This is a genomic window from Gammaproteobacteria bacterium, assembly GCA_028819075.1.
In the GTDB taxonomy this organism is placed as follows: Bacteria; Gemmatimonadota; Gemmatimonadetes; order Longimicrobiales; family Gaopeijiaceae; genus BD2-11.
Genome location: JAPPMM010000038.1, coordinates 122674 through 145132, shown reverse-complemented (window position 1 = coordinate 145132; position 22459 = coordinate 122674). Strand labels below are relative to the sequence as shown.

The following is a 22459-nucleotide window of genomic DNA, read 5'->3' as shown; positions in this document are numbered from 1 at the left end:
GGTGAATTGTGAGGCTGTCGGGAGGGGGCGTCCATTCCATCACATCTGGCTCCTCACATCTGGCTCCTCACATCTGGCTCCTCACATCTGGCTCCTCACATCTGGCTCCTCAACAAGCCGGAGAAACCAACGCCCCCGTGGTGCGCCCGCGCCAAAGCCGACCGGGGCGCCCAACTCTGGACGACGCGCCAGCCCTGCGCAAGGTTTCAAACGCGCAGATCGGCTACTTCCAGATTGAGTGGCGCGAGAACGGGCGCAGGCTCACCCGGTCGCTTGGACACCGCGAATGGGTGAGAGCGAAGCGGCAAGCGGACGAATTCGCCGCCGGGTTCGCCGCCCCGGACCTGAACGGCAAGGCGGAAGCCGAGCCCGAGCCGCTCACGCCGGGCACGCTTTTGGACATCTACGATGAGGAGGCGACGCCCACCAAGGGCGGAGCGGATCCCGCTGGAACGGGCGGCATGCGGCCCGTGTCACTACAGGGAGCTACCATCTCAGATTGGCCCGGCTAGGATCGAACCCAATGAGCGCAGCAAGTGATGCCATACTTGCAACCTACCTGTTGGTCACAGCGGTCGCCTCGCCCGTGGTGGCACAGCAACCGGACGCCCGACGGGGAGATGGTCCGACTGCTTCGCAGGCCTACCTGGACGAGACCGCCCGGTACCTGATGGAAGGCGCGCGGGGGGCGCGCGACTCCGCTCTGTCGGACATCGAGGCCTATACGGCGGTGGTCAGCGAGCGCTGGTCCGCCGAAGCGGCGGTGCTCGTGCGCGACCGGCCCATCGTCCGGTTCGAATCGACGACCCGCGTCCGTTGGTCGAAGGATGGACCGACCGTCCTGCGGGTGCTGGGGTCCCGGATGGAGATCGGCGGGCAGCGCTTCAAGCCCCGCCGTCCCGAGGGGACGGGGGCACGCTTCGCCAGTGATCCACTTCACGATCCCTTCAGTCTCTTCCTCCCGTCGATGTTCGGTTCCGACTACCGTGAGTCTTGGTTTGTCCCGTCGGTGACCCCTCTGGACGACGACGACGATCGCTTCTACCAGTTCCGTTCCGGAGACACCATTTCCGTCCTCCTCGCGGACGGTGAGTCGGTCCAGGCGGTGAGCGTCACCGCCAGCCCGCGCTTCCTTGACCTCGGATTGGTCTTCGCGGTGCTCTGGATCGATCCGGATACATTCGGCGTAGTCCGCACGATCTATCGTCCCGCCAAGGCTATCGAATCGGAGGTGAGCTTTCGCTTCGGAGGCGACTGGGACGCGGGCATTGGATTAGTGGTCGAGGGCAAACCGCTGGCCGACCGGGAAGCGCCGTCACCACTACCTCCTTCTCTGCTCGAACGCGTCTTGAACTACGGGTACGCCGCCCTGGTTCCCCGGCTGGAACTCGGCATGCCGGCAGCGGTCGTCGATTACACCCTCTGGAATTCCCGCTACTGGCTCCCTCGCAGAGCCAGCTTCGCGGCCTACGGCGTCGGCGGAGACGAGATGGACGCCGAGTACTCGGAGACTCTGGTCACGGCGCAGGCGCGCCAAGACTGGGATTGCGAGATAGAAGAGATCTCGACCGCCGACGGGCACCCGGCCACGACGGTGACGATAGAAGAGCTGGTTCGATCCTGGCGCGAGCCTGGAGACACCGTAGAAGTCAAGGACGGATCCGAGCCCGACTCCGGCACGGTAGTGATCGTGCCGCGAGACTGGCGAGCGCTCGCAGCCTCCGACCTACTCCCGCCGTCGATCTGGGAGGAACGGGAAAGCGGAATCTACGCGGGCGAGCTTCAGGATGCGGCGGAAACCCTCGACCCCATCGGCGTCGCCCGCTTCCCCGGCGGTCCGGCAGACGCGGAGGTCGACCGTGGAGCCAGCTCCTGGTCGTTCGACCCGCCGGTACTGTCCCCGGCTCTCCTCCGATACAATCCCGTGGAAGGCCTCTCGGTGGGCACCCGTCTCCTCCGTGATCACTCATGGGGAAGGAGCGCGCTTACGGTGCGCACGGCGACGCGGCGCACCGAGCCCAGCGTCGACCTCTCGGTGGAGCGCGGCAGAACCGGCCCTCGACTACGTTTCTCGCTGTACCGCATCCTCCGCGCAACCGGCGGCAGAGTGGCCGGGCGGCGCCCGGAACGCCTCGAATTGGCCGCCGACTCGTCGTGGTACTACCAGGCGCAGGGAGCGGCCGTTCAGCTTCTGCCCGCAAGGAGCGAGCGACTCTGGACATCGCTGCGCGTTTTTTCCGAGACCACCACGACGTTGTATGGTGACACGCGAAGGCGCACGGGAGCCGATGTTTACGTGAAGCCGTGGTGGGGCGGCTTCACCGGACGCAGGGTGAACGGCGGCGCCGATTTCTCGCTGCAGGGCGTGATGGGCGACTATCCCAGCGTTCGCCTTTCCGTCACGGGGATGCTGGTCCTACCGCTGTCCACCGGCTGGTCGACGGCGGTGGAAGTGGGTGGCGCTCACATCTGGGGAGACCCGGCACCGGAGGAGATCTGGCGTCTCGGAGGTTCGGGTGACTGGCTGCGGGGCTATCCGCGCGTCGTGCTGCGCGGGCCCAAAGTGTGGCGAAGCCGGGTTGAGTTCCAGCGCAGAGTCAGCCTGGCCGCCGTTTCGGCCTTCCACGACTGGGCGTCGGTGGATGGCAGCAGCCTGCAGTCGTTTGGGATCGGAATCTCCCTGCTGAACGGATTCCTTCGCGCAGATCTGGCGCGCCCTGTGTCGCCTTGGTACGAGCAGGGAGTCCGGGTTCCCGGGAAGCCGCGCGTCGGCGTTGACTGGGCACATCACCCCGAATGGAAATGGCACCTGCGCGTGCTGGCGCCGTTCTGAGGAGAGTTTATGTCCAGTTATCTTTTGTTTTCGCCGCTTCCAGCGTGCCGTCCCGGGCCCTCGCGACCGAGTCCGTATGGCTGAATGATCAGCCAATGGCGTGGCAGAGCGGTGCATCGCGCTATAACGAACGCGCGTGCAAATGCTCTTCGATTTCGCGCAGATCGATTCCTTGCGCGAAGGGCGTGGGTCTGGCATGAATGGCGGGCGCTGTCCCCGGTGTAGAGCACGCGTCCCGGCCCGCGCCGGTAGCGACCGGCTGGCGGAGGTGGCTTGTCTCCGCGAAGTTTCGAGCGCGCAGATCGTGCAGTCCATCTTCGAGGAGGAATCGAACGATGGCACGCACGAAACGAAGCCGCCGGAGCTACGGCGCCGGCGAATGGGGCCGGAACCGGGTGAGGGTGTTCCCGGATCCCAAGACCGGCCTCTACCAGATCGAGTGGCGCGAGAACGGTCGAAGGCTCACCCGGTCGCTGAAACACCGTGACTGGAGGCGCGCTAAGAGGCAGGCCGATGAGGCCGCCGCAGGCTTCGCGGTCCATGAGCCCAACGGCAAGCCCGAGGCCGAGCCCGGGCCGCTCACGCTGGGCACGCTTTTTGACATTTACGGTGACGAGGTGACGCCCACCAAGGCGGAGCGGGTCCAGCGTCGGGACAGGGTCGCGACGGGGATGTTCCTCGACTTCCTCGGGCGGGACCGAAGGCCCGAGACGCTCTCGCAGCGTGACTGGGACCGCTTCATCCGGGCGCGCCGGGCGGGCCTTGTCGGACCGAGCGGCAATCCGGTGGGCAACCGAACCGTCGAATGGGACCTAACGTTCCTGATGGCGGTGCTGAATTGGGCGGCGAGGTCGAAGGACGAGCAGGGCCGCCCGCTTCTCGACTCCAACCCGCTGAAGGGCCTCAAGAAGCCGAGGGAGAAGAACCCCACCCGGGTCGTTCTCACGGAAGAGGAATACCAGGCGCTTCTCGGAGTGTCCGAAGAGGTCGATTGGCGATTCCACGTCGCCCTCGTGCTCGCGCACGAGACCGGGCACCGCATCGGGGCCATCCGCAAGCTCAGGTGGTCTGACATCGACTTCGAAGGCGGGATGGTGAGGTGGAGGGCGCAGCACGAGAAGACGGGTTATGAACACACCACGCCGCTGACCGACGAGGCAATTGCAGTGTTGGAGGAGGCGTGGAGGATGAGCGGCGGAAGCGGAAGCGGTCCGCTGCTGCCTGTGCCGGGTCACCCCTCGCAGTGTCCCGGTCGCGACCTGGCGCTGAGATGGTGGTATCGGGCCGAGACCCTCGCGGGCCTCGAACCGAAGCGTGGCCGGGGCTGGCACTCGCTGCGGCGAAAGTTTGCCAGCGACCTGATGGACCAGCCCCTCAAGGTGCTCTGCGAGCTTGGCGGGTGGAAGAATCCGCAGACGGTGCTGATCTGCTATCAGCACGCGAACACGGGACAACTCAGGAAGGCTCTGGACGCCCGCCGGAGGGCTCGCACCTGAGATCCCAATTGGCGGGAATCAATCGGCGGGAATCGGACCCGAGAGACTCCCAAGTCCCACGCGCACAACAAGATGCGTATTCAACAGCGCATGTGGAAGAAGTTGTCGCGCGATGCCGAGCTGACGGCCGAGCAGGCCCGGCGCCGCGGTCGCACCTTTTCGGTCTTCGTGGACGGCGACGGGATGTACGTGGTGAAGGGCCGGCTCGAGCCGGAGGTCGGGGCGATGCTGATGCGGGCGGTGGAGGCGGCGTCCGATGCGCTGTTCCGGTCCGAGGGCGTTGCCCGAGACGGGGCGCGAAGTGAAAAGGGTGTCAGTCGCGATGCCGGCGATGCGCGCCCGGAGCCGAAGCAGCGCCGGGCGGATGCGGTGGGGCTCTTGGCGGAGCGGGCGCTGGCCGCCGGGTTCGGAGGTGGCGAGCGCCGTGAATCGGATGGCGATGGGAATACGATGGGTCGCGACCTCGATGAACTCGATGGTGCTCAGACCACCGAGTCCAATGCAGCCCTGCGGGGAGCGCCCGTGGGAACGCCGGGACCCAAAGCGGAGAATGCGGCGAACACGTCAGCCCGCGTCGGGTCCGGCACTCGGGTCGAGCGCTACCAGGTCATGGTTCATTGCGACGCCGCGACGCTCGCGGCCGAAGGCGAGCCGGGGCGCTCGGACCTGGACGGGATTCGCGTTTCCGCGGAAACGTCCCGGCGCATGGCGTGCGACGCGGCGGTGGTCGCGATGGTCCACGCGAAGGACGGCTCGATGCTGAGCGTGGGGCGGCGGACGCGCACCATTCCGCCACATATCCGGCGGGCGCTGGACGAGCGCGACCGGGGATGCCGCTTCCCCGGGTGTGGCTGCCAGTTCACCGAGGCCCATCACGTGAAGCACTGGGCCGACGGGGGCGAAACGAGCCTCCGGAACACGCTGCTGCTCTGTCGGCGGCATCATCGAGCCGTTCACGAGGGGCGGGTCAAGGTTTCCGTGAACGGTGACGGGACGGTGCTGTTCTTCACGCCGAGGGGGAGGATGCTCGTGGACGCGCCGAGCAGGCCGGCACCGCGGACCGCACACCTGCCGCCGGTCCCATCGGTTCATCCGGGCGCCCCGGCGCAAGGCAATGGCATCATGCTCTCCAATGGAGCCGCACTCTACCCCGATTCGCGGATCCCATGGGGGATCGAGGCCGCTGCCCGGGAGGCCATGGAGGATTCTCTTGATAGTTGACCTGGAGACGGACGCCGATTGCCGACACCGGCCAATCATCGGTATCCGAATCGGCACGAGGCTCAGCTAGCCGGGCTCGTCTCCACGGTGAAGTCCGTAGTCCTTCCCTGCTGAGCCTGCCGTTACATAGCCGTCGACCACGTCTTCGTGGACACGCTCGCGGGAACGCCGCCGCGGGTCGCCGAGACCGCCGCCGCCGGGCGTTTCCAGTACGATGCGGTGTCCCGGCGGCACTACTTCACGGCCCTTGGCGCGGAGCATCCCCAGGTTGGGCACATGGACCCGTCCCAGCGCGCCGTCGCGGCCGCCCGCGCGTCCCCGGGCAGGGTTGCGGACTCGTTCGAACATCTTGGAGATGGCGAAGGGTTCGCCGGAGGCATGGGATATCTCCATGACCTGGCCCAGGCCGCCACGGAACTCGCCGGGGCCGCCGGAATCGGGGATGTATTCCTTCCTCCAGAAGATGAGCGGCGCGACAGTCTCGGTGATTTCGACGGGCGTGCTGCGGACGCCGGAGGGGAAGGCGGTGGCCGAGAGCCCGTCCTTGCCCGGGCGCGCGCCGGTGCCCCCGGTGTGGAACGGATTCACCACGAAGGGCTCCGCGCGGTACGGGTAGGAGCCGGTCAGGCCTGGACCACCGAGCAGCACCGGGTTCCAGAGGCATGAGGCGCCTTCGGCAGGTACGGATCCCGGTTCCAGGGCCTGCTCCAGGCACCCCAGCACCACGTCGGGCAGCATCTGGCCGATGGCGTGGCGGGCGGCGACGGCGGCAGGCGCAGGAGCGTTCAGGATCGACCCGCTCGGGGCACCCACCGAGATCGCGCTGAGGGACCCCGCATTGTTGGGAACGTCGGAGCCCACGACGCAGCGAACGCCAAAGGACGCGTATGCTCGCGTATAGGTCAGGGGCACGTTGATGCCGCGTGGGGACATGGGCGAGGTGCCGTCGAAGTCGATGCGGATGCCGTCGCGGGAGACGGTGAGGGCGCAGACGAGGTCGAGGTCGTGGTCGTAGCCGTCGATGCGCATGCGGCTGCGATAGGTGCCCGGACGCAGGACGCGGATGCGCGCCAGCATGGCGCGACGGGACGCCGAGACGATCATCTCCGCCAGCGGATCCAGCGAGTCGAGTCCGAATTCGGCCATCATCGCCGCCAGACGTTCGCAACCGGTGCGGTTGCAGGCGGCGAGGGAGTAGAGGTCGCCCTGAGCCACGTCGGGGTCCCGCACGTTGGCGCGGACGAGGCGAATAAGGGTGCCGTCCACGCGGCCGGCGCGCATCAGGTAGCCGATGGGAATGCGCACGCCTTCCTCGAAAACCTGGTTGGCGTCGGCGCCGAAGCCGCGGCCGCCCACGTCGGCGATGTGGCTGGTTGCGGCGAAGAGGGCCACCGGGCGTCCTGACACGAAGGCCGGGGTTACGACGGTGAAGTCGTTGAGGTGGCCCGTGCCCTCCCATGGGTCGTTGGTGATGAGGACGTCGCCGTCGAGGAGGGTCTGAACGGGATGATCGCGCAAGAAAAAGCCAACCGATTCCGCCATCGCGTTGACGTGTCCGGGGGTGCCGGTGACGGCCTGGGCGAGCATTCGCCCGGACAGGTCGAATACACCTGCGGAGAGATCGCCCGCCTCCCGGACCGGTGTGGAAAAGGCCGTGCGCACCAAGGTGCGGGCCTGCTCTTCCACAACCGAGAGCAGGCGGCTCCATATGATCTGGTCCTGAAGGAGCGAGAGGGCGGTGCGGTCGGATGCGAGTGCGGGACGGTCAGGTTCCCGTGCAGGATCGATGGATTCGGGCGCGGGAGTCGCGGATTCGGACGCGGGAGCCGTGGAGGTGCACGCGGGGCGGTCGGATGCGGGATTGGGAATTGCCGCGGCTGGATGGCCGCTTCTGCGCACCAGCAGGTGGCCGCCGGGGAGCACCACCGCCCCCCAACCCCGTGGCACAACCGTGGTGGTCTGGGTCTCCACCACCAGGGCCGGTCCCTCGACCCGCATGCCCTCCGCGAGCCGGCGGCGGAGGTAAACGGCAGCCGCGACCGGCCCGCCTGCCACCCCGTCGACCATTTCGGCCTGGCGGACGGGTGGGGGTGTGGCGGGGATGAGCGGGCCACCGGACTGACTCTCCTCGGGCGAGCCTCCGGACGGGTTTGCCTCGGCCGGACCTCCAGACGGACTTCTCTCGGGTGGGCCGCCAGACAGGTGCGGCTCGCGGGGACGGCTTCCAGCGCCCGCGTCCCAACCGGTTAGCGAAGTCGGCCCGGATGGCGAGCAATCGGGTTCCCGTATTCGCATCCCGTCGCCCGCGACCGATCCGGCGGAGGCTGTTTCCGTAGCCGATCCCACCCGTCCCCGCACTCCCTCCGCAGTCACCACCAGCGTCCAGCTCAGCACCTCCACGTCCAGCCCCGGAATGACGCGGTCGTACACGGCGCGGTACGCCTCGTCGAACGCTCCCCGCAACGCTGCCACCGAACCGGTGCCCGCCACCACCTCCGCCGGTACCTCCACCCCGATCTCGTGGCCCTGGCCCACATACCGCATGTAGGCGCGCACCTGTTCGCTGGTCGGCGACCCTGGGGCACCGCTGGCCACCACGGCGGTCGCCTCGGCCCGCATTTCCGCGATGACCTCGCCAACCACCGCTGCATCGAACGCCGACAGGCGCATGTAGCGGCTGCGCACCACCTCGTAGGAAATCGGCGCCAGCAGGAACCCGACCGCCGACCCCACCCCCGCGTTGGCGGGGACCAGGAAGCGGTCCAGCGCGAGCTTGTCCGCCAGGCGGGCGGCGTGGATGGGGGCCGAGCCGCCGAACGCCACCAGGGTTCGGCCAGCCAGACCCTTTCCCCACTCGATCGCGTGCGTGCGCGCCGCGTTGGACATGTTCTCGTCCACCATCTCGCCGATCCCGAGCGCGGCGTCCGTCTCATCCAGCCCGAGTTTCGCCCCCGGCCCGTTGCGAACGGCCGCCGCCGCCCGGCCGCGGTCCAGCGGGATCTCTCCTCCCGCGAAGAAGCCCGGGTCGATGCGTCCCAGCACCACGTCGGCGTCGGTGACGGTGGGGTCGGTCCCGCCCCGGCAGTAGGCCACCGGGCCCGGTTCTGCCCCGGCGCTGGCCGGTCCCACCTGGATGCGGCCGAGGTCGTCCACCGTCGCGATAGACCCGCCCCCGGCCCCGATCTCGACCATCTCGATCACCGGAATGCGTACCGGCAGCCCGCTCCCCTTGCGGAAGCGGTAGCTGCGGGCCACTTCGAAGGCGCGCGACTGCAGGGGCCGTCCTCCGTCGATCACGCACAGCTTCGCGGTCGTGCCCCCCATGTCGAACGAGAGCACGTCGCCCAGCTCCAACCGCCGCGCGAGGTGGCTTGCCAGAATCGCACCCCCCGCGGGACCGGATTCCACCAGCCGCACGGGCGCCGCCATGGCGGTTTCGAGCGTCGTGAGCCCGCCTCCGGAGGTCATGAGCAGGAAGGGACAGTCGAGCCCCGAGGCCACGAGCGACTCCGCCAGCCCCTTCAGGTAGCTCGACATCAGCGGCTGGACATAGGCGTTGGCGCACGCGGTCGAAAGGCGTTCGTACTCGCGCACCTCCGGGCAGACATCCGAGGCCAGTGTCACCGCAAGCTCCGGGCGCTCATCCGCTAGAATCGCGCCGATGCGCCGTTCATGGTTCGGGTTGGCGTACCCGTGAATGAGCCCGACAGCGACTGACTCGACCCCGTGCTCATCGAGAATCGGCAGCAGCGCGCGCACCGAATCCTCGTCGAGCGGCACCAGCACGCGCCCGTGCCGGTCCACGCGCTCGGTGACGGGCAGACGCAGGCGGCGCTGCACCAGGGGCTCCGGCCGGTCGATGCCAATGTCGTACTGCTCGAAGCGGTTCTCGCGCGCCATCTCCAGGGCGTCGCGATGTCCCGATGTGACGATCAGGGCCGTACGCGCCCCTCTTCGCTCGATGATCGCGTTGGTGGCCAGCGTGGTCCCGTGGATGACCAGCCGCACCTCCGAGGGCGCCACGCCCGCGATCTCCAGCACCTTGTGGACTCCGGACAGGACCCCCTGTTCGGGGGCCGCGGGCGTGGTGAGCACCTTGGTGGTGACCGGGGGCCCGCCGGCCTCCAGGGCCACATCGGTAAAGGTGCCTCCGATGTCGATGGCGAGGCGCACGCCGGGCGAGCCAGAACGATCAGGCATCGCGCCGTCCCCCGCCTTCATCGATCCGCCCGCGGACGCGTTTCACCTGAAAGCCGCGGCCCTGCGCTCCGCCGCGGCGCCACTCTGCCCCGCGGGAACCTTCAGCCATCGCCGCGCAGCGGAACCGTGTAGTTCAGCGCCAGCCGGCCACCGTCCGGGTAGATGGTCTCACCGGTGAGGTAGGACGCGTAGTCGCTGGCCAGGAAGACCGCCACGCTCGCCACCTCTTCGGGTTCCCCGACCCGCCCCATCGGCGTGCGCGACAGGATCGTGCGCCGGGCCTCCTCGTCCGCCATCACCTCGTCCAGCATCCTCGTGGCAATGGAGCCCGGCCCGATGGCGTTGACCCGTATGTCGTGCGGCGCGAGCGCCATCGCCATCACCTTGGTGAGCTGCGCCACGCCGCCCTTGGAGACCGCGTACGCGAGTTGGTTCGGGATGGTCACCACCGCGTTCGTGGAAGACATGTTGACGATCGCGCCCCTGATGCCCCGCTCGACCATGTGGCGGGCCGCGAGCCGCGACATCAGCCAGGTCCCCCGAAGGTTCACCGAGAGCACGCGATCGAAGTCCTCCACGGTGCCGTCCAGAATCGACCCCGGGACGATAATGCCGGCGTTGTTAAGGAGGATGTCGCAGTCCCCGAAACGCTCGGTGCAGGCGTCGAGCAATCCGGCGCAATCCTCCTCCAGGCTCACGTCCGCCCGAATCGCCACGGCAGACGCCCGCGTCTCGTCGCGAATGCGGCGCGCGGTTTCGGCACAGTCTGCCTCCAGCACGTCTCCGAGCACCACGCTCGCCCCGTGGCGCGCAAACGCCAGCGCGCACGCGGCCCCGATGCCCCTCGCCGCGCCCGTTACGATTGCATTCCTGCCCTCGAGTGAGATCACTTCGCCGGCTCCTCTGAAGGTGCGCGTCCGATCGGCGCCACCGGCGTTGCCGCGCCGTGGCCCGCCCCAAGCTCACATCTTTCGCGGCTTGAGGCGAGAGACGGCATTCTGGGAACCGCGGATGGAAAGCCGGAGCGCTCGGCGAACCGCTGATGAAGAGGCCGGGGCGCTCGCCAAACCGCTGATGGAAGCCCCGCGTACGGATCCATCGCCGGAAGGGAGGGTAGCAGGAGCCGATATGTTGATTTTTCAGCAGTCATGCCCTATGGTGTCCCGACCACGGGTCCACTCCGGGACCGATCCTTCCATCGGACCGCCCGCCCCACGCGGCCAACCCACGGAGCCGGTATCCGAGGAACCAGCTGTCCCGCATCAGAGGAAACCACCCAGCCGGAGCACGAGACAGGTGAGCGACCTTCCCCCGCTGAGCAGGCGAGAACGTCAGGTGGTGGACATCCTCTACGAGTCGGGCGGCGCGACCGCCGTCCAGATCCGGGAGCGCATGGCAGACCCGCCGACGGACTCGGCCGTGCGCTCGATCCTGCGCATCCTGATCAACAAGGGGCATCTGACCCGGGAGCTGGACGGTCCCCGCTACGTCTATGCTCCGACGACGCCGGTCCCGCGCGCGAGCCGCTCGGCCATGCGTCGCGTCCTGTCAACGTTCTTCGGCGGTTCCGTCGAGGGCGCGGTCGCCACGCTCCTGAAGCTCAGGGAAGGCGATCTGACCTCGGCCGAACGCGAGCGCATCAAGGCGATGATCGATGAAGCCGCGGAGGAGGGACGGTGAGCGGGTTGGACGCCGCCGCCGGTGTGGCGGGGCTGGTTGCAAAGGCCACGCTGATGCTATGCCTGGCGCTGGCTCTGGCATGGCTCGCACGGCGGGGATCGGCGAGAACCCTGCACCTGCTCTGGACGACTACATTCGTGCTTCTGCTGGCATTGCCGGTGCTGAGCCTGCTGGGCCCGTCGTGGTCGGTACCCATCCTGCCGGCCCGGGACGTTGCCGCCGAGGGTGCGTCCCTCGAGGGGTCGGGGGACGGAGCCACGGCCGCGGAAGCCCGGCGAGAGATGGCCGGGCCAGCCGTTTCGTCCGGGCCGTCGCGACGGGTCGCCGGCGCCAGGACTTCATCGGCGTTCCCGACGGTCGAATCGAGCCGGCCACGGCCGCGGGCAGGCTATGCACCCGCCCCGCTGACCCCCTCCGGCGTCGCATTCCTGATCTGGGCTCTGGGCTGTGGTGCGGCGCTGACTTCGCTGGCGGTCGGGAGCCTCCGCTTCCGGAAGCTGGTCCGCGAAGCGGCGCCCGTGCGAGACCTGGTGTGGAGGCAACAGGCCGACGCCATTCGGCGACGCCTGCGGGTGCGGAGCCAGGTTCAGATCCTGATGAGCCCGAAGGTGCCCACGCCGATGGCAGGTGGTCCATGGAGGCCGGTGATCCTGCTGCCGTCCGACGCGGAAGGCTGGTCGCCGGAGCGGCGTGCAGTGGTGCTGGCCCACGAACTGGTCCACGTCCGACGCCGGGACGCGCTCCGTCAGGTCGTCGGCCGCGCCGTCGTGGCTCTCTACTGGTTCCACCCCCTCAGCTGGCCGGCGTGGCGGGCTGCGACCATCGCAGCCGAGCGATCGTGCGACGAGGAGGTGCTGGAGCTCGGCACGCGTCCCTCGGAATACGCCCGACACCTGTTCTCGCTCGCGTCCGGGACGGCGGGCGGTCGCGCCTTGCTGGCCCTCCCCATGGTGCAGCGCTCGCAATTGGAGAACCGAATCATGTCCATCCTCAAGCGACATCGCCCCCGCTATTCGCTCGCCCGCACCATCGCCGCACTGACGGGAATCGGCGTGGCCGGCACGCTCATCGCCTGCGCCAATCCAGTCCCCAGGGATCCGGCCGCGCTGGCCGCTCCCCTGGATCAGGCGATAGTCGCAGGCGAGGGGCAGGCGCAGGGCCGCGTGATCTCTGATCCCTCACCAGAGCTGACGACGGCAGCGAGTCCTGTGCCGGAGGCAGCGTCTTCGGCAAACGCGGAAAGGCCGCCGATGGCCACTACGTCCGCGATCTCGGAACCGATGCCAGCCGCAACTGACGTCTCGGCGGCCCCGTCCGAGCCGCCTTCGGAGCCGGACGCAACGCCCGTCAGGCCCGAGGCTGCACAAGACGCCAGCCGGCAGGCGTCCGAGTGCAACCCCGGAAACGGGGTCGGCGTCATGCGGCGGGCCGGCGAATGGACCCTGCAACGCCGGGTGGACGGCATGCGCCTGTGCATGCGCCGCCACGGCAACGTCGAGATGGCGCCGGATGCCACCTCCATCCAGAGCATGGATGATGACGGTTGGCTGGTGCTCGAGTCGCAGGTGGAGCGATTGCACCGACTGGTGATCACTCCCGGGCCCGGCGGCCTGGAGTACGACTGGAGCATCGATGGTCGCCCCGAGGCCTTTGACGACGAGGCCGAGGCATGGCGCGACCTGATGCTGACGGTGATGGACGGTTACCTGGATGTGCAGGGAATCCGCGGCGAGGAAGCCAGCCTGCGCGGACAAATCGCCGTGCACAGAGGACATGTCTCCACCCTGCGCGGGAGAATCTCGATCCACCGGGGGCATGTCTCCACGCTTCGCGGACAAACCGCGACCCATCGGGGGCATGTCGCCGCCCTGCACGGACAAGCCGCCGCCCATCGAGGGCACATCGCCAGCTTGCGCGGGCGTATGTATATGCCAGGGGCTGAGGTAGCCAGGGTGATGAGCCGGGTGTCCGCGCAAGTGGAACTCATCGCCAATCAGCACGCGATGACGACGCTCGCCGGAGCCGACATGGCGGAGGCAGTGCGGGCGGCAGTGCAGGCGACGGCCGAGGCCCTGGAGAGGCCCGAGGTGCGGGAGGCGATGGCCGAAATGCAGGAAACGATGACCGACATGACGGAATTGTCGGAAACCCTCTCCGCGGCGGCCGATGACTGGACGACCCTGGCGGACGATCTGCAGCAGATCGAACGCAATCTGGCCGCCCGGCGAGCCGAAATCGAGCGGGAAGCGGCCGCCCTTGAGCGCGAGGCAATGCAGGAGATCGAAGAGGAGATCGAGGAGTACGATCTCGCGGGGAGGATAACCGCCATCGAGACACGGATCGCCGAATACGACCTCGATGACAAGATTGCGGTAATCCAGGCTCAGATCGAGGAATACGACCTCGACGGCAAGATTGCGGAGATCGAGGCGCAGATCGAGGAGTACGACCTCGACGGCAGGATCCGCGAAATCGAGGCGCAGATCGAGGAACTCGACGCCGACCGCCGCGCCGACGAAATCGAGCGCTCGATCCAGGACGAGATCGCCGCCCTGCGCTCCCTGATCGGATAGCTCGACACTACTCCACTACATCCAGCCGCCGAGTCCCGGCCGCCTCTCGCGTCATCCGGATTGTCGGCGCGGTCCCTGTTCCGAGCACCTGCGTGTTCGGATGTCGGCTTCCGCGCGCGGCAGATCATCCGGCCTTGATCACCGTCGTTTTGTCGCCATATTCGCCGTGATTGACGCAATTCTTGTGACGAAGCGGTCAGCACAGGCGTGGGCGGACGCTCCTTCGAGGGGATGTCCGCGGCTGAATCGCGGGAAGAGGACGGATGCCGAATACACGGGACCTGGCAGTGCTCTGGGTGATGCTCATGAGTACGGCGGGCTGCCGCGACGCCGTGGCTCCATCGGATGAACCCGGGCCGATCACAATCGCGGCGACCGTCTCCGAAACCGGGATTCGCACCCGTTCCGCCGGCGAGATGGGAAGGGGCTACCGGCTTGCGGTGGAGATGCTGAATGAGATGGGCGGCGTGGGCGGCCGACAGATCCGCCTGGTGACCCTGGACGACGCGAGCGATCCCGCGACCGCTGCCCGCCTGTACGAGGCGTTCACCGCCGCCGACAGCATCGACGCGCTGCTGGGTCCCTTCGGTTCCCCGATCACCGAGGCGGTGCTGGCCGTGACAGAGGCGGCGGGCTGGCCGCTCATCGCGCCGCTGGCGTCGGCCCCGGGAATCTGGAGCGAGCGCGACCGCCGATGGAGCGTGCAGATGCTCGATCCGGGGCCAATGCGATTCCGCGGCATGGTCGAGCTGGCTGCGCGCAGCGGCGCCCGCACCGTGGCACTCGTCTACGAAGAGAGCACCTTCCCCGTCTCCCTGGCCGAGGGCATTCGGGCGGCCGCGAGCTCACACGCCCTCACGATCGTGCTGGACCGGTCATACCCGGTCGGCGGGGCAGATCATGCGGGCCTCGCAGCGGCGGCCCGCGACGCAAGCGGCGATCTCTTCGTCGGCGGGGGCTACTACGACGATGCCGTCGGCTTCACGGAGGCGATGGCAGCGACCGGGTACACACCATTCACGGCCAGCCTCTCCCTGGGCCCTGCAGATCCCCGGTTCGTGGAGGACGTTGGCGCCCTCGCGCGCTGCATTGCCGGTCCCACGACGTGGACCCCCGCGGTCCGCACGTCCGGCTTCATCGCCGACAGCGAGACCTTCGTTCGGCGCTACCAGCAGGCGCACGAATCGTTGCCCGGCTATCACGCGGCCGGCGGTTTCGGAGCAGTGGAGCTTCTGGCCGAAGCCGTCGAGGCCACGCTGACCGCGGCGGGGGAGATCGATCACGCAGCCGTTCGGGACTACCTGTTCTCGGCGTCTACGGAAACGGTGCTGGGCCCATACGCGGTTTACTCGCCAGGAACCGAACAAGCCGGAGGACAGCGCGCCCTGGCGACCCTGCAGGTCCAGTGGCAGGACGATGGCTCCGGCAGTCTGGTCCAGCGCATCATCCATCCGGAGTCGGCAGCGGAAGCCGAACCGTGCTTCCTCAGGTAACCCTTGACCCCCTTTCCTCCGTACACGTCCTTATCGTGATGCCGGCATCCGGCAGTTGATGCTCGCCAACCAAACAAGGACGGCCCCTCCATGATGCGGATTCTCAGGTACGTCTTGCGCCTCGTCCTGGACTGGCTGCGCAACAAGATCTAGCTCGCGCGCGAGTCGGAGACCCAACCCATGCCCTTCCTCCCCGACAACTGGCTCAGCCTGGTCGCCGGTCTCGTGATCCTCGTCGCCGCGGCGTGGATCGTCGACTGGGTGACCACCCGAATCGTCCACGGCGCGATCCGGCGGGTCGCGGCCCGCACTCGTTCCTCGTGGGACGACCGCGTCATCGAGCGCAAGGTCTTCGCGCGCCTCTCCCACATCGTGCCCGCCGCCATCGTCTACTACGGCATCGGGCCGGTGCTGGGCGTGACCCCGATCGAGGCCGCCGCCGGGACCGAGTCCGCCGGGCTCATTCTGGCCTGGACGTTCGCGCGCCGTCTTTCGGCGGCCGTCATCGTGATGGCCGCGGCCGCGGCGTTCAGCGCCTTTCTCGACGCGGTCAACGACATCTACGTGGAGGCCTTCGAGCAGTCTCGCTCGCGTCCGATCAAGGGCTACCTCCAGGGCGTGAGCCTGCTGGCCTACCTGGGCGCGGGCGTCGTCGCCATCGCGATCCTGGCGAACCAGAGCCCCCTGGTCTTCCTCTCCGGAATCGGCGCGCTCACCGCCGTCCTCATGCTCATCTTCCGCGACACCATCCTGTCGCTGGTGGCGAGCATCCAGATCATGTCCAACGACATGATCCGCATCGGCGACTGGGTGTCGATGCCGCAGGCCAACACCGACGGGGACGTCATCGAGATCGCGCTGCACACGGTCAAGATCCAGAACTGGGACAAGACCATCTCCACCATCCCCACCCACAAGTTCATCAGCGAGTCCTTCAAGAACTGGCGCGGGATGACGGAATCCGGGGGACGGCGCATCAAGCGGTCGCTGCGCGTTGACATGAACTCGGTGCGCTTCCTGAGCGACGACGAAATCGAGCGGCTGTCGCGCTACGAGACGCTGCAGGACTACATGGCCGAGGCGCGGCGCAAGATCGAGAGCTACAACGCCGCCAAGGCCACGGGCGAGCCCGGCATCATCCCGGAGATCCGGCGGCTGACCAACCTCGGAACGTTCCGCTTCTACGTCCTCAACTACCTGAAGGCCAACCCCCGCGTCAGTCAGGAGATGACGGTGCTGGCGCGGCAGCTCGAGCCCGGACCGAAGGGCGTGCCCATCGAGATCTACTGCTTCTCGAGCGACACCGCGTGGGCGAACTACGAGGGGCTCCAGGCCGACCTCTTCGATCATCTGATCGCGATTCTGCCGGAGTTCGGGCTGAGGGCGTTCCAGGAACCCAGCGGGTCGGACTTCGCGGAGGCAATCGCGGATCGCGCGTGACGTGCGCTCGATCGCGTTACCTTTCATCTTGGGGATGACGGGGATGGGGACGGCGGGGCAACCAGGAACCGGCGGGGCCCGAGGCGCCGCACCACGGAGAAGATCGACAACATGGTGAACACCGTTGAATTGCTCGGCGACCTGCAGCGCCTGAGAGAGCAGGGCTACCTGTCGGATGCCCTCCTGCGTCACGCGGTTCGGGGACTTTCCCGGACCGACAACTTCGACTGGGTCGGCGTCTATCTGCTGGGCGAGGACGAGGATGAACTCTGGCTCCACAACTACATCGGGGCCAGCACCGAACACGCGAAGATTCCCGTGGGCACGGGCGTGTGCGGCACCGCCGTGGCGACCGGCAAGAACCAGAACGTGCCCGACGTGGGCGCGGTCGACAACTACCTCTCGTGCAATCCCAGCGTGAAATCCGAGCTCGTGGTCCTGATCCGGGCGGGCAAGGAGATCTTCGGGCAGATCGACATCGACAGCCGTACGCCAGCGGCATTCAGCGACGACATCGAGCTGGCCGTGCAGATGATTGCCGACAAGCTCGCCGAGCAGTTCGTGCACGAGCGACGCTAGCGGACAGCGACCATCGAGCTGTCCCGGGCATGACCGTGGGCGGGACCGATCCGCGCGCGCCATGACCCGCCCTCGCGTCTTCACGGCAGCCAACCCGGGGCCGTTCACCCTCGACGGGACCCGGACGTACATCGTCGGGCGCGAAGAGGCGGCGGTCATCGATCCCGGCCCTGACGATCCCGGCCACCTGCGTGCGCTCCGGGCCGCCGTGGCGGGTGCGCGCCGAGTCGCCGTGCTGGTAACCCACGACCATGCCGACCACTCCGGCTGCGCCCGCGCCCTGGCGGACGCGCTGGGAGCCCCATTGCTCGGGCCGTGCCGGGGCGCGGATGGCCCGCTCGGCGACGGTGCCGCGGTCGAGACCGACCAGGGTGAGTTGCTCGCCGTGGACACGCCGGGGCACTGCGCCGAGCACCTGTGTTTCCATTGGCCGCGCGCGCGGGCGCTGTTCGCGGGCGACCTGATGCTCGGCGAGGGCAGCACAACCTGGGTGGGGGAGTATCCGGGGTGCGTGCGCGACTACCTGCGGTCGCTGGAGCGGATCGAGGCTCTGGCGCCCAGGGTGATCTACTCGGCGCACGGGCCTCCGATCGAGAATGTGCCGGGGGCGCTCGCGGCCTACCGCGAGCATCGCCTTGCCCGCATCGAACAGGCGGGGCAGGCGCAGCGCGATCACCCCGCCGCGACGCCGGCGCAACTGGTGACCACAATCTACGGAGACGACCTGCCGCCGCGGTTGCGCGACGCCGCCGAGGCGAGCATCGCGGCCATGCTCGACTATCTGGCCGGCGGGGGGTAGTATTTCCCTGACGCGGCGCGCGTTACCGGCGGCGGCCTGTTCCTGCCGGACGCGCGCTTCTCCTTCACCGGGAGCCGTGCCGTGATCGCCAAAGCACCGCGCCTGTCGACCGGGCTGGCCGAGGAACTCGTCCGCATCTTGGGCGACGACGCGGTCATCACCGATCCCGCCCGGCTGATGGTGTACGAGTCCGACGGGCTCACCGCCTACCGCTATCCGCCGCGGGCGGTCGTGCTTCCCGAGGACGGAGACGAAACGGCCCGGGTGGTGCGGGCGATCACGGCCGAGCGCGTGCCCTTCGTGGCGCGCGGATCGGGGACGGGCCTCTCCGGGGGCGCGCTCGCGGTCGACGGGGCGGTGGTGGTGTGCACGGCGCGCATGAACCGGATCCTGGAGCTCGACCTGCACAACCGGCGGGCGCGCATCCAGCCCGGCGTGGTGAACGCCCACCTGACGGCGGCGACTCAGCCGCACGGGCTCTACTACGCCCCGGATCCCTCATCACAGAGCGCCTGCTCGGTAGGCGGCAACGTCGCCGAGAACTCGGGCGGGCCCCACTGCCTCAAGTACGGGGTCACCTCCCGCTACATCCGAGGGCTGGACGTGGTGCTGCCGGACGGCAGCCGCGTGTACCTGGGAGACCGCGGGCTGGACACCGGGGAGCTGGACCTCGCGGGGCTGTTCGTGGGATCGGAGGGCTGCTTCGGCATCGCGGTGGAGATCGATGTCGAGCTGCTGCCGCTGCCGCAGGCGACGCACACGCTGCTCGGCATCTTCGAGCGGCTGGAGGACGCGGGGCGGGCGGTGACCGCCATCATCGCCGACGGCCTGCTCCCGGCGGCGCTCGAGATCATCGACCAGGCCACCATCCGGGCCGTGGAGGAGAGCATCTTCGCCGCCGGCTACCCGACCGACGCGGCTGCGGCGCTGGTGGTCGAGTTCGACGGCATCGAGGCGGGGCTCGAGGCCGAGGCCGCGCGGGCGGAGGCGGCGTGCTTGGAGTGCGGGGCGCGCGAGGTGCGCAGGGCCACGTCCGCGGATGCGCGCGCGGCGCTCTGGAAGGGAAGGAAGAAGGCCTTCGGCGCCATGGGGAGGATCGCCCCCGACCTGCTGGTGCAGGACGCAACCGTCCCGCGCACGCGGCTTCCCGATGTCCTGGCCGAGATCGCGCAGATCGGCGTGCGTTACGACCTCAAGGTGGCCAACGTCTTCCACGCCGGAGACGGCAACCTGCACCCCAACATCCTCTTCGACCGGCGCGACGCCGCCGAGATGGAGCGGGTGGAGCTGGCCTCCAAGGAGATCATGCGCATCTGTGTCGACGCCGGGGGCACGATCACCGGTGAACACGGCGTGGGGCTCGACAAGCGCGACTACATGTCGCTGATCCACTCCGACGACACGCTGCGGGCGATGGAGTCGGTGCGCCGCGTCTTCGATCCCGCGGGGCTGTGCAACCCGGGCAAGGTGCTTCCGGACCGGATCCGGGCCGTGGACCCGACGGGCGCGGGCGCGGGCGAGGCTGAGGGCGCGCGGGCGACCGTGCCCGCGGGTGCGACGGCATGAGCGTGGAAGCGCTGGAAGACGCGTCCGCGGTGCGCGATGACGAGGGCGGGAAGGAGCCCGAGGACGGCGAGGCCAACCGCGGCGATGCGCGCGCAATGAACGGCGGAGCTGCGCCGGTCGGCCGGGCGACGGAGGCTGGCGGCGCTCCCGTGGTGGCGCCGCAGACGGTCCGAGAACTGAGCAACCTGATGGCGCGCGCGTCCCGCGACGGACGGCAGGTGCGCTTCATCGGCAATGCCACCTCCCTCCGCCCCGGTTACCTGGACGGACCGGTGGACCTGGTGGTAAGCACGCGCGCGCTGGACACGGTCCACGCCTACGACCCCGCCGACCTGACCCTCACTGCGGACGCCGGGGTCTCCCTCGGCCAACTGGAACGGCTGACCGGCGACCAGGGCCAGTGGCTCCCCCTCGACCCGCCCGCGCGGGCCCGGCGGAGCCTTGGAGGCGTGCTGGCGAGCGGGGCTTACGGGCCGCTGCAGGGCAAGTTCGGCACCCCCCGCGACCACGTCCTCGGCCTGACGCTGGTGACCGGCGACGGGCGCGTGCTCGAGCTGGGCGGGCGGGTGGTCAAGAACGTCGCCGGCTACGACCTGGTGAAGCTCGCGGTGGGGAGCGGCGGGCGGCTCGGGATCGTTACCTCCGCGACCGTGCGCCTGCACCCGTTGCCGGTCCGGGATGTGACCCTCCTCTATCAGACCCCCCGCCTCGCGCTGACCGTGGTGCTGGCCCGCTCGCTCGCCACCGCCCCGGTGCGCATCCCGGCGCTGGAGCTGCTGGCCGGCCACGGCGAGGAGCCGACCGTCGCCGTGCGCCTGCTCGGCTCGCCCGAGGCGGTCGCGGAATCGGAGCGCATCCTCAACGCCCGCGTGGGACGGAACGCCAGCGGGCGCCTGGAGGGCGAGGCATCGGCTCGGTGGTTCGCGGCGCTGGAGCGCTTCGAGGACGACGCGGCCGCCGTGGCGCGCGTCAGCCACCTGCCCTCGCGCCTGGGCGACCTGGTGGAGCCGGCCGTGGAGTGCGGCACGGTGGCCGCGCACGTGTCGCTGGGGGTGCTGCGGGTGACGGTGGGCGGGCCCGGCGCCTCCGCGGCGGCCGCCTTCGACGCACTCAACCGCCTGCGTGACGGCGTCGCGGAGGCCGGCGCGACCTTCCGGGTCTCGCGCGCGAACATCCCCCGGTGGCCCGCCCCCGAACCCGCCACCGCTCCGGGCGTCCTCGCGGTCACGCGCGGCATCGTGGACAGCTTCGATCCCGCCGGGGTGCTGTCCCGGCCGGCCTCGTAGCCCGCGGCACCCGGGAGTCCGGCCATGTCAGCCATCTGGACCGCCGCCGCACAGATCGGAGGCATTTCCGAGAGCCTGAGCGCGAGCCCCCTGCTGGCCATGGGGCTGCTCTTCTGGGCCGGCGTCCTCACCAGCCTCACGCCGTGCGTCTACCCGATGATCCCCATCACCGCGTCGGTCATCGCCGGGGCTTCCAGGGACAAGGCGCCGCGGGCGCGCATCGTGGGGCTGACCCTCACCTATGTGACGGGGCTCGCGATGTTCTACGCCCTGCTCGGTCTGGTGGCAGGGCTGAGCGGTACCCTCTTCGGCACGGTGAGCGCGAACCCCTGGGTGCGCTTCGCCACCGCCAACCTGCTCATCATCTTCGCGCTGGCCATGCTGGACGTGATCCCGGTGAGCGCGCCCAAGCGCTTGCTGCAGTGGGCGGGAGGGCTGGGCGGCGGGTCCTACCCGGCGGTCTTCCTGCTCGGCGCCACCTCCGGCATCGTGGCCGCACCCTGCGGCGCCCCCGCCTTCGCCGTGGTTCTCACCTGGGTGGCGGCGACCCAGGCCGGCGCCATGGGGTTCGTCTACCTCTTCGTGTTCTCGCTGGGGATGACCTCGCTGCTGGTTGCAGTCGGGCTCTTCTCGGGCACCGCTGCCTGGCTGCCCAAGTCCGGAGCATGGATGGTATGGATCAAGAAGGCGGCGGGTATCATTATGCTGGGTGTGGCGGAGTACTACCTGATTCAAACGGGACTGGTGATGTGAATACGGTGAGACGGAATCTTCTGGCGGCGGTGACGGCGCTCGGCGCCGTCGTGATGCTCTTCAGCGCCGCGGGCGCGCAGGAACGGGGCGAGATCGGCATCGCCGTGGGCGAGACGCCGGCGACCCCCACCATCGAGAACCTCGACGGGGAACCCGTCAACCTCGCGGACTACGTTGGCGAGCGGCCCCTCCTGCTCGAGTTCTGGGCCAGTTGGTGCGAGCAGTGCGAGGCGCTGCAGCCCAGCATGGACGCCGCCTTCGAACGCTACGGCGACGAGGTCGGGTTCCTCGCTGTCGCGGTGGCCGTGGCCCAGACCCAGCGGGCGGTGCGCCGGCACCTCGAGCGGCACGCCATCCGCTTCCCGATGCTGTGGGACACCCGCGGCAACGCCACGCGCGCCTTCCTGGCGCCGGCGACCGCCTACGTGGTCATCCTGGACGCGGAGGGCACGGTCGCCTACACCGGCATCGGCCCTCAGCAGGACATCGTCCAGGCCGTGGGCGACGTGCTGGCGGCGGAGGCATCGACCGGCAGGTAGG

Annotated in this window: 16 protein-coding genes and 1 pseudogene; 14 read left to right on the top strand and 3 right to left on the bottom strand. The window is 69.0% G+C overall.

What is annotated here, in order from left to right; all coding sequences use genetic code 11:
- Nucleotides 1–137: 137 nt before the first annotated feature.
- From OXU32_09020 to OXU32_09005, 4 genes are all read left to right on the top strand, one after another.
- Complete coding sequence (locus OXU32_09020) at nucleotides 138–512, top strand: hypothetical protein (GenBank protein ID MDE0074089.1); 375 nt, start codon at nucleotides 138–140, stop codon at nucleotides 510–512.
- Between the two features lie 11 nt (nucleotides 513–523).
- Entirely contained in the window at nucleotides 524–2833 is a 2310-nt protein-coding gene (locus OXU32_09015; GenBank protein MDE0074088.1) for a hypothetical protein, read from the top strand.
- A gap of 335 nt (nucleotides 2834–3168) precedes the next feature.
- On the top strand, nucleotides 3169–4329 hold the full coding sequence (locus tag OXU32_09010; GenBank protein MDE0074087.1) for a tyrosine-type recombinase/integrase: 1161 nt from the start codon (nucleotides 3169–3171) through the stop codon (nucleotides 4327–4329).
- A gap of 72 nt (nucleotides 4330–4401) precedes the next feature.
- Nucleotides 4402–5550: a DUF222 domain-containing protein gene (locus tag OXU32_09005; protein MDE0074086.1), complete on the top strand. Its 1149-nt coding sequence runs from the start codon at nucleotides 4402–4404 to the stop codon at nucleotides 5548–5550.
- Nucleotides 5551–5616: 66 nt separating this feature from the next.
- Here OXU32_09005 and OXU32_09000 read toward each other — a convergent pair whose 3' ends face one another.
- The 3 genes and pseudogenes from OXU32_09000 to OXU32_08990 all read right to left on the bottom strand — a co-directional run bounded on the left by OXU32_09000 (nucleotide 5617) and on the right by OXU32_08990 (nucleotide 10637).
- Nucleotides 5617–7263: a hydantoinase B/oxoprolinase family protein gene (locus OXU32_09000; GenBank protein ID MDE0074085.1), complete on the bottom strand. Its 1647-nt coding sequence runs from the start codon at nucleotides 7261–7263 to the stop codon at nucleotides 5617–5619.
- Nucleotides 7264–8253: 990 nt separating this feature from the next.
- A pseudogene (locus OXU32_08995) lies at nucleotides 8254–9750 on the bottom strand (hydantoinase/oxoprolinase family protein).
- Nucleotides 9751–9851: 101 nt separating this feature from the next.
- Nucleotides 9852–10637: an SDR family NAD(P)-dependent oxidoreductase gene (locus OXU32_08990; protein ID MDE0074084.1), complete on the bottom strand. Its 786-nt coding sequence runs from the start codon at nucleotides 10635–10637 to the stop codon at nucleotides 9852–9854.
- Nucleotides 10638–11046: 409 nt separating this feature from the next.
- Between OXU32_08990 and OXU32_08985 the strand changes: the two genes are divergently transcribed.
- From OXU32_08985 to OXU32_08940, 10 genes are all read left to right on the top strand, one after another.
- Nucleotides 11047–11430 (top strand): BlaI/MecI/CopY family transcriptional regulator, encoded by a 384-nt coding sequence (locus tag OXU32_08985; GenBank protein MDE0074083.1) that lies wholly within the window; start codon nucleotides 11047–11049, stop codon nucleotides 11428–11430.
- Nucleotides 11427–14003: a hypothetical protein gene (locus OXU32_08980; protein ID MDE0074082.1), complete on the top strand. Its 2577-nt coding sequence runs from the start codon at nucleotides 11427–11429 to the stop codon at nucleotides 14001–14003. The genes OXU32_08985 and OXU32_08980 overlap by 4 nt, the downstream gene beginning before the upstream one ends.
- Nucleotides 14004–14266: 263 nt before the next feature.
- Nucleotides 14267–15496 (top strand): amino acid ABC transporter substrate-binding protein, encoded by a 1230-nt coding sequence (locus OXU32_08975; GenBank protein MDE0074081.1) that lies wholly within the window; start codon nucleotides 14267–14269, stop codon nucleotides 15494–15496.
- 180 nt (nucleotides 15497–15676) lie between these two features.
- Nucleotides 15677–16936, top strand: coding sequence for a mechanosensitive ion channel (locus tag OXU32_08970; protein MDE0074080.1), 1260 nt, complete (start codon nucleotides 15677–15679; stop codon nucleotides 16934–16936).
- A gap of 111 nt (nucleotides 16937–17047) precedes the next feature.
- On the top strand, nucleotides 17048–17515 hold the full coding sequence (locus OXU32_08965; protein ID MDE0074079.1) for a GAF domain-containing protein: 468 nt from the start codon (nucleotides 17048–17050) through the stop codon (nucleotides 17513–17515).
- A 61-nt stretch (nucleotides 17516–17576) separates the two neighbouring features.
- Nucleotides 17577–18314, top strand: coding sequence for an MBL fold metallo-hydrolase (locus tag OXU32_08960; protein ID MDE0074078.1), 738 nt, complete (start codon nucleotides 17577–17579; stop codon nucleotides 18312–18314).
- A gap of 81 nt (nucleotides 18315–18395) precedes the next feature.
- On the top strand, nucleotides 18396–19880 hold the full coding sequence (locus OXU32_08955) for an FAD-binding protein (GenBank protein MDE0074077.1): 1485 nt from the start codon (nucleotides 18396–18398) through the stop codon (nucleotides 19878–19880).
- Nucleotides 19877–21166 carry an FAD-binding oxidoreductase gene (locus OXU32_08950; protein MDE0074076.1) on the top strand — a complete coding sequence of 430 codons (1290 nt, stop codon included), beginning with the start codon at nucleotides 19877–19879 and terminating at the stop codon, nucleotides 21164–21166. The genes OXU32_08955 and OXU32_08950 overlap by 4 nt, the downstream gene beginning before the upstream one ends.
- Before the next feature lie 24 nt (nucleotides 21167–21190).
- Complete coding sequence (locus tag OXU32_08945; GenBank protein MDE0074075.1) at nucleotides 21191–21919, top strand: sulfite exporter TauE/SafE family protein; 729 nt, start codon at nucleotides 21191–21193, stop codon at nucleotides 21917–21919.
- 5 nt (nucleotides 21920–21924) lie between these two features.
- Complete coding sequence (locus OXU32_08940) at nucleotides 21925–22458, top strand: TlpA disulfide reductase family protein (GenBank protein ID MDE0074074.1); 534 nt, start codon at nucleotides 21925–21927, stop codon at nucleotides 22456–22458.
- Nucleotide 22459 lies beyond the last annotated feature (1 nt).

Bases quoted from the DNA above. Each gene is read 5' to 3' on its own strand.
- OXU32_09015 (MDE0074088.1), top strand. From the start codon at position 524: ATGAGCGCAGCAAGTGATGCCATACTTGCAACCTACCTGTTGGTCACA.
- OXU32_09010 (MDE0074087.1), top strand. From the start codon at position 3,169: ATGGCACGCACGAAACGAAGCCGCCGGAGCTACGGCGCCGGCGAATGG.
- OXU32_09005 (MDE0074086.1), top strand. From the start codon at position 4,402: ATGCGTATTCAACAGCGCATGTGGAAGAAGTTGTCGCGCGATGCCGAG.
- OXU32_08975 (MDE0074081.1), top strand. From the start codon at position 14,267: ATGCCGAATACACGGGACCTGGCAGTGCTCTGGGTGATGCTCATGAGT.
- OXU32_08970 (MDE0074080.1), top strand. From the start codon at position 15,677: ATGCCCTTCCTCCCCGACAACTGGCTCAGCCTGGTCGCCGGTCTCGTG.
- OXU32_08965 (MDE0074079.1), top strand. From the start codon at position 17,048: ATGGTGAACACCGTTGAATTGCTCGGCGACCTGCAGCGCCTGAGAGAG.
- OXU32_08960 (MDE0074078.1), top strand. From the start codon at position 17,577: ATGACCCGCCCTCGCGTCTTCACGGCAGCCAACCCGGGGCCGTTCACC.
- OXU32_08950 (MDE0074076.1), top strand. From the start codon at position 19,877: ATGAGCGTGGAAGCGCTGGAAGACGCGTCCGCGGTGCGCGATGACGAG.
- OXU32_08945 (MDE0074075.1), top strand. From the start codon at position 21,191: ATGTCAGCCATCTGGACCGCCGCCGCACAGATCGGAGGCATTTCCGAG.